The 14598-nt window shown below is 73.9% G+C and carries 15 protein-coding genes, 2 tRNA genes and 1 pseudogene; 9 read left to right on the top strand and 9 right to left on the bottom strand.

All coding sequences use genetic code 11. The annotated features are described in order from the left end of the window. Positions 1-295 (bottom strand): annotated as a pseudogene (locus tag ACWERV_RS22875) (hypothetical protein); the annotation flags it as partial. 530 nt (positions 296-825) lie between these two features. Between ACWERV_RS22875 and ACWERV_RS22870 the strand changes: the two are divergent. Both ACWERV_RS22870 and idi read left to right on the top strand, forming a co-directional pair. Next, positions 826-1833, top strand: a complete 1008-nt coding sequence (locus tag ACWERV_RS22870) for a cation diffusion facilitator family transporter (RefSeq protein WP_452935899.1) — start codon at positions 826-828, stop codon at positions 1831-1833. 194 nt (positions 1834-2027) lie between these two features. Further along, positions 2028-2630 (top strand): isopentenyl-diphosphate Delta-isomerase, encoded by a 603-nt coding sequence (gene idi / locus ACWERV_RS22865; RefSeq protein ID WP_452935897.1) that lies wholly within the window; start codon positions 2028-2030, stop codon positions 2628-2630. A 45-nt stretch (positions 2631-2675) separates the two neighbouring features. On the opposite strand, the gene ACWERV_RS22860 is transcribed toward idi, so the two are convergent. The 3 genes from ACWERV_RS22860 to ACWERV_RS22850 form a co-directional block, all read right to left on the bottom strand. Further along, entirely contained in the window at positions 2676-3146 is a 471-nt protein-coding gene (locus ACWERV_RS22860) for an ATP-binding protein (RefSeq protein WP_452935895.1), read from the bottom strand. Positions 3147-3454: 308 nt separating this feature from the next. Beyond that, a complete protein-coding gene (locus tag ACWERV_RS22855; RefSeq protein ID WP_398179024.1) occupies positions 3455-4342 on the bottom strand; it encodes a DMT family transporter in 888 nt (295 codons plus the stop codon). Between the two features lie 49 nt (positions 4343-4391). Further along, positions 4392-5210 carry a TrmB family transcriptional regulator gene (locus tag ACWERV_RS22850; RefSeq protein ID WP_452935891.1) on the bottom strand — a complete coding sequence of 273 codons (819 nt, stop codon included), beginning with the start codon at positions 5208-5210 and terminating at the stop codon, positions 4392-4394. A gap of 421 nt (positions 5211-5631) precedes the next feature. Here ACWERV_RS22850 and ACWERV_RS22845 point away from each other — a divergent pair, with 421 nt between their 5' ends. After that, entirely contained in the window at positions 5632-7575 is a 1944-nt protein-coding gene (locus ACWERV_RS22845; protein WP_452935905.1) for a putative Ig domain-containing protein, read from the top strand. 105 nt (positions 7576-7680) lie between these two features. Here the strand turns inward: ACWERV_RS22845 and ACWERV_RS22840 are convergent, their stop codons facing one another. Together ACWERV_RS22840 and ACWERV_RS22835 are read right to left on the bottom strand one after the other, a co-directional pair. Next, on the bottom strand, positions 7681-8133 hold the full coding sequence (locus tag ACWERV_RS22840; RefSeq protein WP_452935888.1) for a hypothetical protein: 453 nt from the start codon (positions 8131-8133) through the stop codon (positions 7681-7683). Positions 8134-8235: 102 nt separating this feature from the next. Next, the gene (locus tag ACWERV_RS22835) at positions 8236-9870 is read right to left on the bottom strand and encodes an ABC-F family ATP-binding cassette domain-containing protein (RefSeq protein ID WP_452935885.1); all 1635 of its coding nucleotides are present in this window, start codon (positions 9868-9870) and stop codon (positions 8236-8238) included. A gap of 114 nt (positions 9871-9984) precedes the next feature. Between ACWERV_RS22835 and ACWERV_RS22830 the strand changes: the two genes are divergently transcribed. Next, a complete protein-coding gene (locus tag ACWERV_RS22830) occupies positions 9985-10308 on the top strand; it encodes a DUF6343 family protein (RefSeq protein WP_452935882.1) in 324 nt (107 codons plus the stop codon). Positions 10309-10393: 85 nt separating this feature from the next. On the opposite strand, the gene ACWERV_RS22825 is transcribed toward ACWERV_RS22830, so the two are convergent. Beyond that, positions 10394-10467 (bottom strand) — tRNA-Met (locus ACWERV_RS22825). A 174-nt stretch (positions 10468-10641) separates the two neighbouring features. On the opposite strand from ACWERV_RS22825, the gene ACWERV_RS22820 reads away from it, so the two are divergent. From ACWERV_RS22820 to ACWERV_RS22810, 3 genes are all read left to right on the top strand, one after another. After that, positions 10642-11007, top strand: coding sequence for a hypothetical protein (locus ACWERV_RS22820; RefSeq protein WP_452935880.1), 366 nt, complete (start codon positions 10642-10644; stop codon positions 11005-11007). Positions 11008-11044: 37 nt separating this feature from the next. Then, complete coding sequence (locus tag ACWERV_RS22815) at positions 11045-11566, top strand: MarR family winged helix-turn-helix transcriptional regulator (RefSeq protein WP_452935877.1); 522 nt, start codon at positions 11045-11047, stop codon at positions 11564-11566. Between the two features lie 117 nt (positions 11567-11683). Beyond that, positions 11684-12511 carry an SDR family NAD(P)-dependent oxidoreductase gene (locus ACWERV_RS22810; protein WP_452935874.1) on the top strand — a complete coding sequence of 276 codons (828 nt, stop codon included), beginning with the start codon at positions 11684-11686 and terminating at the stop codon, positions 12509-12511. A gap of 92 nt (positions 12512-12603) precedes the next feature. On the opposite strand, the gene ACWERV_RS22805 is transcribed toward ACWERV_RS22810, so the two are convergent. Beyond that, a tRNA-Leu gene (locus ACWERV_RS22805) sits at positions 12604-12691 on the bottom strand. 69 nt (positions 12692-12760) lie between these two features. Beyond that, entirely contained in the window at positions 12761-13114 is a 354-nt protein-coding gene (locus ACWERV_RS22800; protein WP_452935871.1) for a chorismate mutase, read from the bottom strand. 145 nt (positions 13115-13259) lie between these two features. On the opposite strand from ACWERV_RS22800, the gene fdhD reads away from it, so the two are divergent. Together fdhD and ACWERV_RS22790 are read left to right on the top strand one after the other, a co-directional pair. Continuing rightward, on the top strand, positions 13260-14105 hold the full coding sequence (gene fdhD, locus ACWERV_RS22795; RefSeq protein ID WP_452935868.1) for a formate dehydrogenase accessory sulfurtransferase FdhD: 846 nt from the start codon (positions 13260-13262) through the stop codon (positions 14103-14105). Between the two features lie 78 nt (positions 14106-14183). After that, positions 14184-14558 carry a hypothetical protein gene (locus ACWERV_RS22790; RefSeq protein WP_452935866.1) on the top strand — a complete coding sequence of 125 codons (375 nt, stop codon included), beginning with the start codon at positions 14184-14186 and terminating at the stop codon, positions 14556-14558. The last annotated feature ends 40 nt before the right edge of the window (positions 14559-14598 follow it).

Below are 14598 nucleotides of genomic sequence, written 5' to 3'. Positions count from 1 at the left end.
CGGGGAGGGCGAGGGCCTCGGCGACGGCGTACTGGAACGGGCCGGAGGCGACGTAGGTGAGGAACTGCTTGGCCGTGCGGACGGCGGTGACCAGGCCGCCCGGCGCCGGGGCCGCGAGGGCGCGCAGCAGGGCGGGGCGGGCGGCGGGGCGTACGGTCAGGGCGCCGGTCACGGCGGCGGCGTCGAAGCGCGGGTCGGTCAGGGCCAGCCGCAGCGCGTGCCGGTGCCCGCGGAATCGGCGGTCCACCACGGCCACCCGCTCGCCCGCGGCGATTCCGGTGATCCGGGCCGCCACGGCGCCGGACGTGTCCGCCTCGACGACCTGGAACCCCAGCGCCCGCAGGTCGTCGGCCAGCGGCGACGGCGAACCTGCGGCGGGCGGACCGGTGAGAATTGCGGTCGGCAGAGGAACCCACTCCCTGAACGTGTGCGAAGGCCGTGCTCGCGGGCGGTTTGCGGCGGCGCAGCGGACCGCCCGGCACGACGGCCGAGGCTATCGGATGGACGACAAGAGTCGTTCACCGAGTATTGGCCCAAACTTGGCGCGTACGGCGTGATCATCATGCGCGATCGGCGGCGCCCCGACAACCACCCCCGCGACTACTGCGTCCGGGTGACCTCGACGGCCTTTCCCGCAGCCCTGCCGCGTGGCACATCATCGCAGGTCACCGCACATGACAACGGTCTCCAGTACCGGCTTGCCCACCAGGGGTGACCGGTGTTGACTGGCCGCCGCGGCCGGAGGTTCGCTGTACCCCGGGCACCTTCCGCGTCGGCCGATTCCAGAACGGCACACGGCAGCGCAAAAGGGAAGGGGACGCGCCGATGGGGGCAGCACACAGCGAGCCCGCCGAGGACACCCGGCACGGCGGGGCCGGCCACGGCCACGGTCACGGGGGTGCCCGCGGCCACGGACACGGGCACGGCCACGCGCACGGGCTCGGCACCGCGACCGCCGAGCACCGCGGGCGGCTGCTGGTGGCGCTCTGCATCACCGTGCTGGTGCTGGCCACCGAGGTCGCCGGGAGCCTGATCACCGGGTCGCTCGCGCTGCTCGCCGACGCCGGGCACATGGCCACCGACGCCGCGGGCATCGCGATGGCGCTGCTGGCGGTGCACATCGCCGCCCGCCCGGCGAGCGAGCAGCGCACCTTCGGCTACGCGCGCGCGGAGATCCTGGCCGCGGTGCTCAACGCGGTGCTGCTCTTCGGTGTCGGCGCCTTCATCTTCGCCGAGGGCATCTCCCGGCTGGTGTCCCCGGAGCACTTCGCGGGCGGCGCCACGATCGTGTTCGGCCTGATCGGTCTGGCCGCGAACACCGTCTCGCTGCTGGTCCTGATGGGCGGCCAGCGCGAGAGCCTGAACGTGCGCGGGGCCTTCCTGGAGGTGATGGCCGACGCGCTGGGTTCCTTCGCGGTCGTGGTGGCGGCCGTCGTCTTCCTCACCACCGGCTGGCGCGAGGCGGACGCGGTGGCGTCGCTGCTGATCGGCGTGCTGATCGTGCCGCGCACCTGGCGGCTGCTGCGCGAGGCGGTGGACGTGCTGCTGGAGGCCGCGCCGAGGGATGTGGACATGGCGGCGGTGCGGGACCACATCGAGGCGCTCAAGGGCGTGGAGGGCCTGCACGACCTGCACGCCTGGACCATCACCTCGGGGATGCCGGTGCTGTCGGCGCACGTGGTGGTCAGCCAGGACGTGCTGGAGGAGGTGGGGTACGAGAAGATGCTGCACGACCTCCAGGGCTGCCTCGGCACCCACTTCGACGTCGAGCACTGCACCTTCCAGCTGGAGCCGGCCGGGCACGCCGAGCACGAGGCGCGGCTGTGCCACTGAGGGCGTCGCGCGCCCCCGCGCAGCGCCCCCGTACCACCCCCGCACCACCGTGAGCCGGTGTCACCGGCATATCCCGGCGCATGCCCTGACGTGCGGGTATAGCCGCACCATGGACGGGTCCCGCGGAGTGCGCGATCAGTGGGTGTCCGGGTGAGGCAGACTGAGGACCCGTCGTCGAAACACGAAGGATGGTTATGCCTACCAGCCCTGCCGCCGGCACCCCCGCCACGCCGCCGTCCACGGACGAGGCCGCGGAGCCGATCATGCTGGAACTGGTCGACGAGGGCGGTGTGACGATCGGCACAGCCGAGAAGCTGTCGGCGCACACGGCCCCGGGCCGGCTGCACCGTGCCTTCTCGGTCTTCCTCTTCGACGGCGAGGGCCGGATGCTGCTCCAGCGCAGGGCCCTGGGCAAGTACCACTCCCCCGGCGTGTGGTCCAACACCTGCTGCGGGCACCCCTACCCGGGCGAGCCGCCGTTCGTCGCCGCGGCGCGGCGCACCGCCGAGGAGCTGGGGGCCGCGCCGGTGCTGATGCGCGAGGCGGGCACGGTGCGCTACAACCACCCGGACCCGGCGTCGGGCCTGGTGGAGCAGGAGTTCAACCACCTCTTCGTGGGACTGGTGGGCGGCGAGCTGCGGCCGGACCCGGAGGAGATCGACGACACCGCCTTCGTCACGCCCGAGGAGCTGGCCAAGCGGCGGGCGGACGGCACCTTCTCGGCGTGGTTCGGCACGGTGCTGGACGCGGCGCTGCCCGCGGTGCGCGAGGTGACCGGGGGCGGCGCGGGCTGGTAGCCGCCCGCGGGTGCCGCCGGCTCCGGCGGGTGACGGGCCAGCGGGTCAGGGGGCGGGCGGGCGCAGGGGCATGGCCGCCCAGATCACCTTGCCGCCGGACGCGGTCTGCGCCACGTCGCAGCTGCCGCCCGCCTCCGAGGTGATCGTCTTGACCAGGAGCAGCCCGCGGCCGCCGGTCCTGGCGTGGTCGGTCTCCAGCGCCTTGGGGCGGTACGGGTGCTGGTCCTCGACCGCGACCCTGATCCAGTCCGGACCGACCGCGACCTCCACGCCCAGCTCGGGCGACAGCACGGCCGCGTGCTTGACGGCGTTGGTGACCAGTTCGGAGACGATCACCAGCAGCCCGTAGAGGATGTCGTCGTCGATCGGCACCCCGAGGTCCGTGACGAGGGTGCGCACCCCGTGCCGTACCTGGGGCACCGAGGCGTCCACGGCGGCGGCGGTGAAGCGCCACACACCTTCGTACGGCCCAGGAGCCGGGACCTGGTCGTGCGCGATCCTCCCGCGGACGTCCATGACCGCACCCACCATCGCCTTCGGTTGTGAGTCCCCGCAGGCGCCGCCGGTCGTCCGGCGGCTTCCGCCCTCATGCCACGAGTGTCGTGAAAACCGCTCCCCACCAGCGCGGGAAACCGTAAGGTCCGCATCTTTGGGCGTTTCGCGACTGCTTTCGACCGCGTGTGCCAGCACTCTGACGGCTTCCGACCGTCTCGGCGCCGTACCCGACCACCACGCCCGCGGAGCCCCCGCCGGGACCGGGCGGTGGTACGGACCGGAACGGGCGGGCCGCGTGACAGGGGCCGGGTGACGGGGGCGGCAGGGCGTCAGCGCAGCCGGGTCGCGCCGACGGGTTCGCGTTCGGCGCTTCCGGCGGGCATCGCGGGGTGCCGCCCGAGCAGCACCACGCCCACCACGATCGCCGCGAGCCCCGCGGCCTCCCAGGCCAGCGCGCCCGTGGTGACCCGCAGCCGGTCGCCGAGGAAGCCCACCCCGCACACGATGCCGGCGATCGGCTGGGCGGCGGTGAGCGACGGCAGCGACATCCGCAGCGGTGCCATCTCGAAGGCGCTCTGCACCAGCAGCATGCCGGTCAGCCCCAGCCCGCCCACCGCGTACGGCTGCCAGGACACCAGGAGCCGGTCGATGCCCTGGTCCTGGACGATCTGGCCGCACACCCGGGTGAGCGAGTCCTGGAGCCCGTAGAGCAGCCCCGCGGCCAGGCCCAGCAGCGCCGCCTCGCCGGACCGGGGCAGCCGGCGGGCCTTGAGGGTGAGCAGCAGGGCGATCCCGGCGACGGTGCCGAAGACCAGCCAGTGCCGCAGCGCACCGGCCTCCGCGCCGCCGCCCCTGGGGCGTCCGGCGACGATGAAGGCGGTGACGCCGAGGGCGAGCAGCGCGACGCCGAGCCAGCCGTTCCAGCCCAGCGGCTGGCCGGACAGCTTGCGGGACAGCGCCATGGCGAAGAGCAGGTTGGTGGCGGTGAGCGGCTCGACCAGCGAGATCTCGCCGTAGCCGAGGGCGATGGCGCCGAGCACCTGGCCGCACACCATGAGCCCGACGCCCAGCAGCCAGTCGGGCATGTGGATCAGGTCGAGCAGCAGCCGGAAGGACAGGAAGTCCGCGAGCGGGGCACGGGCTGCCGCGCGCTGCTGCAGCACGAAACCGAAGCCGAGGCAGCAGGCGGCGCCCAAGCCGAGCAGGAACACGGCCACGCGCTCACTGTAGCTCCGGAGCCCGTGGTCAGGGGCGTACGCGCGCGTGTCAGGAGTGGATGGCTCCGGTGTCGGGGGCGAGAGCGCCGGACGCGGTGCGGGAGGTGCCCCATACGGTGAGGAAGGCCAGCCGCAGGCAGGCGGCCAGGGCGGGGTGCTCGATGTAGAGCGCGGTGGTCGCGCCGGTTCCGGCGACCGGGTCGGGCATGTCGCACAGCACCAGCCGGGCGTCGGCGACGATGAGCTTGAGCGGCAGTTCGTCGGTGAAGCGGCATTCCTCGCCGGCCGCGCCGAAGCGCCGTACGTTCTCCAGCACCTCGGCGTCGTCGAGCGCGTCGCGGGTGTAGATGGCCCGCACCGTGCCGCCGGAGCGGTGCAGCCGGCGGGTGGCGCGGATGCCGGCGGTGTTGGCGGCGGGGGCGACGAAGGGCGGTTTGCAGAAGCTGAGCAGTTCCTCGCGGGCGTGCGCCTGGATGTCGGCGAAGGCCTCCGCGATGGCCTTGGGGTCGCGCAGGATCTCGACGTAGTCCAGCGGCACGGTCTGGTCCCGGCCGTCCGTCCAGACCGGTACGAGCGCGGCGGTCAGCGCGGTGGAGACCCGGTCGAGGCGCTCCAGCTGCTCGCGCTGAAGGGTCATCAGCCGGGCGACGGCCAGCTCCGGGTCGACGGCGGAGAAGGTGGCCACGCGCCCGGGGTGCGCGACGGCGAGCCGCCGCCGGACCAGGGTGTCCAGCACGTCGTAGACCCGCTGCCGGGGTACGTCGGCGGCGCGCGCGACCTCGGCGGCGGTGTAGGACTCACGGCGCACCAGGGCGAGGTAGACCCGCGCCTCATAGCGCGCGAGACCCAGCGCGACAAGGTCTCCCACGGACTCTTCCTCGGTGTTCATCGGGTCACAACGTATACGTCCCTGATCGTTCGGGGGAGCGGGCGGGGCCCCTGTGACCACGGTTTCGAGAGAAAGGCTTTGCCATTACCCGGTGGTCCCTTGGCGCGGGTTTCACTACCTTCAACGTGGCCACCACTGAACGTGGTGGCAGTGAACGGACGTTGACAACTCTCGTCGACGTGATCACCGGTGAACGTGCGCCACACGAATGTCCCGGGCTCTACCGCCCGATGGTTACTTGTCATGACCCTGACAGATTTGACCGTCCCGGCGGCCCCTCGGGAGCCGATCCCCCACGGAGGGCAGTTCATTGCAGCTGACAAGTCCCGGCCCGATCAGACGAGCCGTCCGCCGCGCCGCGGTGGCGATCGTCGCCTCGGGCGCGCTGATCACCGGCGGCATGCTCGCCGCCGCCGCCCCGTCGTCCGCGGCCGCCGTACCCACCACCGGGACCGCCGCCACCGGCGCGACCGGCAGCTCGGCGAGCTCGACCACCGCGCATCTGTGTGCCAAAGCGAGCACGCCGGACGGTATGTCCTGCCTGGCGCTGGCCCGCACCGACGTCGTGCACCACATGGGCATCAGCCCCGACGCCACGCCGTCCGGCTACGGCCCGACCGACCTGCAGAGCGCCTACGCCCTGCCGTCGTCGGCCGGCTCCGGCGCCACGGTGGCCATCGTCGACGCCCAGGACGACCCCAACGCCGAGGCCGACCTGGCGACCTACCGCAGCCAGTACGGCCTGCCCGCCTGCACCACGGCCAACGGCTGCTTCAAGAAGGTCAACCAGACCGGCGGCACCAGCTACCCGACCGCCGACTCCGGCTGGGCCGGTGAGATCTCGCTCGACCTCGACATGGTCAGCGCGGTCTGCCCGCAGTGCCACATCCTGCTGGTCGAGGCCACCAGCGCGAGCATGGCCAACCTGGGCACCGCGGTGAACGAGGCCGTCTCCCTCGGCGCGAAGTACGTCTCGAACAGCTACGGCGGCGGCGAGTCCTCCTCCGACACCAGCTACGACTCGTCGTACTTCAACCACCCGGGCGTCGCCATCACCGTCAGCTCCGGTGACGAGGGCTACGGCGCGGAGTACCCGGCCGCGTCGAAGTACGTCACCGCCGTCGGCGGCACCGCGCTCAACCGCGCCAGCGGCACCAGCCGCGGCTGGACCGAGTCGGTCTGGAACACCTCCAGCACCGAGGGCACCGGCTCCGGCTGCTCGTCCTACGACGCCAAGCCCACCTGGCAGACCGACTCCGGCTGCTCCAAGCGCACCGTCGCCGACGTCTCCGCCGTCGCCGACCCGGCCACCGGCCTGGCCGTCTACGACAGCTACCAGGCCAGCGGCTGGCAGGTCTACGGCGGCACCAGCGCCTCGTCGCCGATCATCGCCTCGGTCTACGCCCTGGCCGGCACCCCGGCCTCCGGCACCACCCCGGCGTCGTACCCGTACTCCCACACCGGCGCGCTGAACGACGTCACCAGCGGCAGCAACGGCTCGTGCGGCGGCAGCTACCTGTGCACCGCGACGACCGGCTACGACGGCCCGACCGGCCTCGGCACCCCGAACGGCACGTCCGCCTTCACCAACAGCGGCTCCACGGGCGGCAACACCGTGACCGTGACCAGCCCCGGCAGCCAGTCCACCGCCGTGGGCACCGCGGTCAGCCTGCAGATCCACGCCAGTGACTCGGCCTCCGGGCAGAGCCTGACCTACTCCGCCTCCGGCCTGCCCGCGGGCCTGAGCATCAACTCCTCCACCGGCCTGATCTCCGGCACCCCGACGACGGCCGGCACCTCCTCCGTCACCGTCACCGCCTCGGACTCCACCGGCGCCTCCGGCTCGGCGTCCTTCAGCTGGGCGGTCACCACGTCCGGCGGCGGCGGCACCTGCACCGCGGGCCAGCTGCTCGCCAACCCCGGCTTCGAGAGCGGCAGCACCGGCTGGACCTCGTCCTCCGGCGTCATCGACAGCAGCACCGGTGCCCCGGCGCACTCCGGCTCCTACAAGGCCTGGTTCGACGGCTACGGCAGCACCCACACCGACACGCTCTCCCAGTCGGTGACCATCCCCGCCAGCTGCTCCACCGCGAACCTGAGCTTCTACCTCTACGTCTCCTCCGACGAGGGCACGAGCACGGCGTACGACAAGTTCACCGTCACCGCCAACGGCACCACGGTGGCCAGCTACAGCAACGTCAACCAGGGCACCGGCTACGTGCAGCACAGCGTCAGCCTCAGCTCCTACGTCGGCAAGACCGTCACCCTGAAGTTCACCGGCGCCGAGGACTCCACCCTGGCGACGTCCTTCCTGCTCGACGACACCGCTCTCAACGCGAGCTGACCCCCGCCTCCTGACGGGACGCCGCACCGCGTGTGCGCGACGGGCCCGGACCGGCCCCCACTGCCGGTCCGGGCCCGTCGCCGTCCACCCACCGCGGGGAGGCGCTCAGCGGACGTCGACGGTCAGGTGCCAGGGCACGATCGACATGCAGCTCACCCGGCCGGGCACGTCCGGGCAGGCCCGCCTCGTGCCGCCCAGCTCGGCGCGGCCGGCGGACACCCCGAGGTAGACCCCGGCGCCGGCCTCCCGCAGCGCGTCACCGGTCACCGTGCCGGCCTGCGCGGCCGGGCCGTTGCGCACCCGCAGGGTCGATCCGACCTTCAGGCACACGGTGCCGGCGGGCTTGTCCGGGCCGGCGAGGTCCACGAAGGCGTCCCCGCAGTCCCCGGCCGCGCCGCCCGCGGACGTGCCCGCGGACGTGTCCGCGCCGGTCGGCGCCGGGAGCGTGCGGACCCCGCCGCCCGGACCCGACGCGGAGCCGCAGCCCGCGACCAGCAGAGCCGCCGCCACGAGCACGGCAGGCAGCACGGTCCCGTCCACCCGCAGCCGATGGCGCATCACGATCCCCTCTCGCCGCTCCCGCCACGCCGTGGCGTGTCCGTCGGCGATGGGACGCGGCCCGGTCCGATCGGGTTCCCGCCCGGTCGGCCGGGCGTACGGTCAGCGCTCGGTGATCCGCCCGTCCGCGACCTCGATCCGCCGGGTGGTGTGCACCGCGTGCAGCATCCGCCGGTCGTGCGTGACCAGCAGCAAGGTGCCCTCGTACTCCGCCAGGGCGGCTTCCAGCTGCTCGATCGCGGGCAGGTCCAGATGGTTGGTCGGCTCGTCCAGGACCAGCAGGTTGACCCCGCGAGCCTGGAGCAGGGCCAGCGCCGCCCGGGTGCGCTCGCCGGGCGAGAGGGTGGCCGCCCGGCGCATCACGTGGTCGGCCTTCAGCCCGAACTTCGCCAGCAGGGTGCGGATCTCGGCCGGCTCCATGTCGGGCGCCGGGGCGCGGAAGGCGTCGAGCAGCGGCTCGTCACCGCGGAAGAGGGCGCGGGCCTGGTCGACCTCGCCGATCCGCACCCCGGGGCCGAGCGCCGCGGTGCCCTCGTCCAGCGGCAGCCGGCCGAGCAGCGCGGCGAGCAGGGTGGACTTGCCGGAGCCGTTCGCGCCCGTGATCGCGACCCGGTCGGCCCAGTCGATCCGCAGGTCCACCGGGCCGAGGCGGAAGCCGCCGCGGTGCACGACCGCGCCGTTCAGCGTCGCCACGACCGCGCCGGAGCGCGGGGCGGCGGCGATCGACATCCGCAGTTCCCACTCCTTGCGCGGCTCCTCGACCTTCTCCAGCCGCTCGATCATCCGGTCGGTCTGCCGCGCCTTGGCCGCCTGCTTCTCGCTGCCCTCGACACGCGCCCGGCGGGCGTTCTTGTCGTTGTCCGGGGCCTTGCGCAGCGCGTTGCGGGTGCCCTTGTCCATCCAGCCGCGCTGCATCCGGGCCCGCGCCTCCAGGCCCGCCCTGGTGTCGGCGTACTCCTCGTACTCCTCGCGGGCGTGCCGGCGCGCGGTGGCCCGCTCCTCCAGGTAGGCCTCGTAGCCGCCGCCGTAGACCGCGACCTGCTGCTGCGCGAGGTCCAGCTCGACGACCCGGGTCACCGTGCGGGCCAGGAACTCGCGGTCGTGGCTGACCAGGACCGTACCGGCGCGCAGGCCCGAGACGAACCTCTCCAGCCGCTCCAGGCCGTCCAGGTCCAGGTCGTTGGTCGGCTCGTCCAGCAGGAAGACGTCGTAGCGGCTCAGCAGCAGCGAGGCGAGCCCGGCGCGGGCGGCCTGCCCGCCGGACAGCGCGGTCATCGGCAGGTCGAGGCCGATGCCCAGGCCGAGCGCCCCGACGGCGTCCTCGGCACGCTCGTCGAGGTCGGCGCCGCCGAGGGCGAGCCAGCGCTCCAGGCTCTCGGCGTAGGCGTCGTCGGCGCCCGGCACCTCGTCGACCAGGGCCTGCGTGGCGGCGTCCAGCGCCTGCTGGGCGGCGGTCACACCGGTCCTGCGGGCGAGGAAGTCGCGGACCGACTCGTCCCTGCGGTCGGGCTCCTGCGGGAGGTGGCCCACGGTGGCGTTCACCGGGCTGAGCCGTACGTCCCCCCGCTCCGGGGGCTCCAGCCCGGCGAGCAGGCGCAGCAGCGTGGACTTGCCGGCGCCGTTGACGCCCACGAGCCCGACGACGTCACCGGGTGCGACGACGAGGTCCAGCCCGTCGAAGAGCCGGCGGGCGCCGTGACCGGCGGCGATGTCTTTTGCGACGAGGGTGGCACTCACGGCCCCCCAACCTACCGGCCGACGCGCCGGGACGCGTACGCCATTACCGCCGGGGCGCGGGGAGGGGCTTCCGCCGGGCGCCGCGGCGAGGCAGCCTGGAAGGCGGGAGCCGATATGCCGAAGATGCGAAGGACCGGATACGAACCGACGCAGGCACGCAGTCCGCTGCGGCTGCGGTTCGGGCTGGCCTTGTGCGGCCTGGTCTGGGGGATCGGCGCCGCCGTCGGTTTCGCCCTGTTCGACCAGCCCGGGTGGGCCGCCCTCTGCGCGGCGATCGCCGCACTGGCCGCGGTGGACTGCGTGATCGTCGTCCGGCACATGCGGCAGGGGCCGCACTACCAGCCGGGCCGGGACGTACCGCCGTACGAGCCCGTCCACGAACGGGAGCGGGCGCGCCAGGGCGCCGGACGGGACGGCGCGCACAGACGGGACGGCTGACACCGGGCGGGCAGACGGGGCCGCTGACACGGCGCGGGCACGCGGAAGGGCCCGGTGCCGTGACGGCACCGGGCCCTTCCTTCAGTAGCGGGGACAGGATTTGAACCTGCGACCTCTGGGTTATGAGCCCAGCGAGCTACCGAGCTGCTCCACCCCGCGTCGGTGAACCCAACCTTACGGGCTCGGCACGTCTACGCCAAATCGTTTGCCCGCAGCCGTCCCGTCCGACCCCGTCGGATCCTGTCCGGCCCCGTCCACAGGGCCTTCGCGGGGCCTGCCGGGCGGGCCGCCTGCGGCGATATGCTGGGCGCACCGAACGACGGGGGTCAGGGCATGGGCAACCTGTGGTGGATCATTCCGGTGGTGCTGTTCGGCGGCGGCACCATCGGCGAGCGGATCAAGGACGCGACCGACCGGCGCCACAAACGCAAGCTCGACGTGATCAAGGCCGAGGAGCGCAAGCAGAGCGCGCTGGCGTCGGCGAACCGCCCGCCGGAGCCGATCTGCGGCTGCACCCACCACCTCGCGATGCACGGCAGGGACGACGGCAAGTGCCACGCCGACGTCGAGACGCCCTGCTTGTGGGACGCCGACCGGCAGCCGCTGCAGTTCGAGACCCGCCAGTGCAACTGCCAGCAGTACGTGGGCCCCGAGCCGCTCGGCACCGTCTACGCCCCCGAGATCACCGATCTGCGCTGACCGTCCCGGCGTCCTCTCCCCCTTGTAACCTGGCCGCATGGCCACCTCCCCCGCCCCTGCTTCCGGGGCCGCCCCCCGGACCCCGCCGCCGGCGGAGCTGGCCCGGCTCGACGTGGCCCTGTCGGCGGTGGTCCGCTGGAGCGAGAGCAAGTACGTCCGGGCCGAGGTCGCCCGGCGGTCGGGGTGCGACGTCCCGCCGAGCGCGCTGCGGCTGCTGGAGCACTTCGACGTCGCCGGGGCGATGCGGGTGTCCGACATCGCCGACTGCCTGCGGATCGACATATCGACGGTGTCCCTCCAGCTCCGCCCCCTGAGGGCCGACGGGCTCGTGAGCCGCCTCCCCGACCCGGCCGACGCCCGCTCCGGCGTCATCGCCATCACCGCGCACGGCCGCGACGTCCTCGCGCGCGTCCGGGCCGCCCGCTGCGAGCTGCTGGCCGGGGCGTTCACCGGGGCGGCGGCCGACGAGCTGGGCCGGGCGGCCGACACCCTGCTCCGGGTGCAGGAACACATGCTCGCCGCGGGGGCCGAGGCCGGGTACGGCGGCCCGTCGGTCTGACCGGCCGCGCTCCCCCGCCCCGGGCGGCTGTTGCCGGACCGCTCCGCCAGATGCTTTGATTGATCAAATCAAATCATCTGACCCCGCGCGGGCCACCGCGCACCCGGAAGGACGGTCATGCCCACCGCAGTCATCACCGGAGGCACCGACGGCATCGGCCGCGCCCTCGCCGACACCTACCTGGCACGCGGCCACGAGGTGCTGATCGTCGGCACGAACCCGGCGAAGGGCGAGGCGTTCCTGGCCGCCGCCGCCCGCAGCGGCGCCGCCGACCGGGCGCGCTTCCTGCGGGCCGACCTGAGCCTGGTCGCGGAGAACCACCGCGTCGTCGACCACGTCACGTCCGCCTACCCGGCGCTCGACCTGCTGGTCCTCGGCGCGCGCTACCACCGCTCCACCCGCGCGGAGACCCCGGACGGCTTCGAGAGCACCTTCGCCCTGTACTACCTCAGCCGCCATCTCCTCAGCCACGGCCTGATCGGCCCCCTCAGCCGCGCCGAGCGGGCCGTCGTCCTCTCCTTCGGCGCCGTGGGCCTGGCCGGACCCGTCCGCTGGGACGACCTCCAGCTGCGCCGCGGCTACCCCGGGGCCGGCGCCCTCGGCCACGGCGGCGCCCTCTGCGACCTGCTGGCCACGCACTGCGCCGAGACCTACGCCGACACTGCCGTGCACTACGTCGTGAACCACCCCGGCGTCGTCGCGACGAGCTTCGCCGGTGAGTACGACCCGTCGTCCGCCGCCCATGTCGCGGCGCTCAAGGCGACCGGCAAGCCCGTCTCCGAGGCCGTCGCGCAGGTCCTGCCCTTCCTCACGGCCCCGCCCGCCCGGCTGACCGCCGTCCTGGAGGGCCGCCGTGTCCCCACCGGCACCCCCGCCTTCTCCCCCGCGGCCGCCGCCCGCCTGCACGCGACGACGACCGGGCTCCTCGCGGCGCTGCCGTGCTGAGGTCGCCCGGAAGACGCCCGCGAGACGCCAGGGAAACGCCCTGGAAGCGGCCCGGAAAAACAGAAAAACCCCAGATCAACTGGGGTTTTCGCTGGTGTCCGAGGGGGGACTTGAACCCCCACGCCCGATAAAGGGCACTAGCACCTCAAGCTAGCGCGTCTGCCATTCCGCCACCCGGACCGGGTCGACCGCCCCGACCGCCTGGGTCGGGGTGACTGGGTCAACCTTACCAAGGATCCGGAGTGCTTCTCACCTGGGATTCCCGCCGGGCTGCTGGGGGCGGGCGGCGATGGCGCGGTGGTGGCGGACGACCTCGTCGATGATGAAGTTCAGGAACTTCTCGGCGAAGGCGGGGTCGAGCCGGGCGTCCTCGGCGAGGCGGCGCAGCCGGGAGATCTGGGCGGCCTCGCGGGCCGGGTCGGCGGGGGGCAGGTCGTGGGCGGCCTTCAGCTCGCCGACCTGCTGGGTGCACTTGAAGCGCTCGGCGAGCAGGTGGACGAGGGCGGCGTCCAGGTTGTCGATGCTGCCGCGCAGCTCCCGCAACCGCTGCAGGGCCTGCGCGTCGCCTTCCAGGGTGTGCTCGGCGGTCGGCTGGTCGCTCATCTCGGTTCTGCCATCCTGGGAGTCCGTGGTGCTCGCTGCGCGGTCCTGATCACCCTATGACACCCTCGCCTGGTACCGGGCCGGGACCGCGGGGCGCACGGGGCGGCCCGCGGGGCGCGGCGGGAGCGCGGGAGGAGAGGGCCGGATGGGACGGGTCACGGAGCGGCGGCGGGTGCTGCGGATCCGCGGCGGGACGGCCGCGCACCGGGCGGACACGCTGGTGGCGGAGGAGCCGCTGGAGATCCGGCTGAACGGCCGCCCGCTGGCGATCACGATGCGCACCCCGGGCGACGACTTCGCCCTGGCCACCGGTTTCCTGGTGAGCGAGGGCGTGCTGGCGGCCGCCGACGAGGTCGCGAACGTCGTCTACTGCGCGGGGGCGACGGCCGACGGCGCGAACACCTACAACGTCGTGGACGTGACGCTCGCGCCCGGGGTGCCGGTGCCGGACATCACGCTGGAGCGCAACGTCTACACGACGTCGTCGTGCGGGCTGTGCGGCAAGGCCAGCCTGGACGCGGTGCGGACGGCGACCCGGCTGCCGGTGGACCCGGCGGGCGGGCCGCGGCTGACGCCCGCGCTGCTGGCCCGGCTGCCGGAACGGCTGCGCGAGGGGCAGGCGGTCTTCGACCGCACGGGCGGGCTGCACGCCGCCGCACTGTTCGACGCCGAGGGCGGGCTGCTGGACGTGCGCGAGGACGTCGGGCGGCACAACGCCGTCGACAAGCTGGTCGGGCGGGCGCTGCGGGAGGGCCTGCTGCCGCTCGCGGACCGGATCCTGATGGTGTCCGGGCGGGCGTCCTTCGAGCTGGCCCAGAAGGCGGTGATGGCAGGGATACCGGTGCTGGCCGCGGTGTCGGCGCCGTCCTCGCTCGCGGTGGACCTGGCCCGGGAGAGCGGGCTGACCCTGGTCGGCTTCCTGCGCGGCGACTCCATGAACGTCTACGCGGGCGAGGACCGTATCGCACTGGCGTCCGACCGGGCACACTGAGCGGCGGCCGCACCCTGTCGGCCGCCCGCCCGCCGACCGGCGCCGACCGGCCGGTTCGCACCTGGCAAGGAGCCCCCGGTGTTCGTCCTCAGTGCGGCCCTGACCGTCCTGCTGCTGCTGGAGGTGGTGCCGTCGGCGCTCGCCGCGCTGACCCGGTTCGGGCCGGGGGTGGAGCGGCTGGACGACCTGACGCGGCTCGGGCTGCGGCAGGGCCGGCGCCGGTGGGTGCCGACCGCCGCCGGGGTCCTGCACACCGCCGCCACCGCCGCGGTCGTCGCCGGGGTGTGGCACCCGGTCTACGGGGTGGCGGGCGCGGGCGCGGAGACGCTGTTCTTCGGCTGGGTGCTGCTGCGGCAGGTGCGGGCCGGGGACCGGGGACGGGAGCTGTTCGCGTACGGGCTCTTCACGTCGTGGGCGCTCGCGGTGACGCTGGTGGCCGCGCTGCGGCTGTGACGGCGGCGCGGGCGGAGGGTTCGCGCCCGCGCCCGCGGGC

Source organism: Streptomyces sp. NPDC004031 (assembly GCF_053604375.1).
This window is presented reverse-complemented; position numbering and strand designations above follow the sequence as displayed.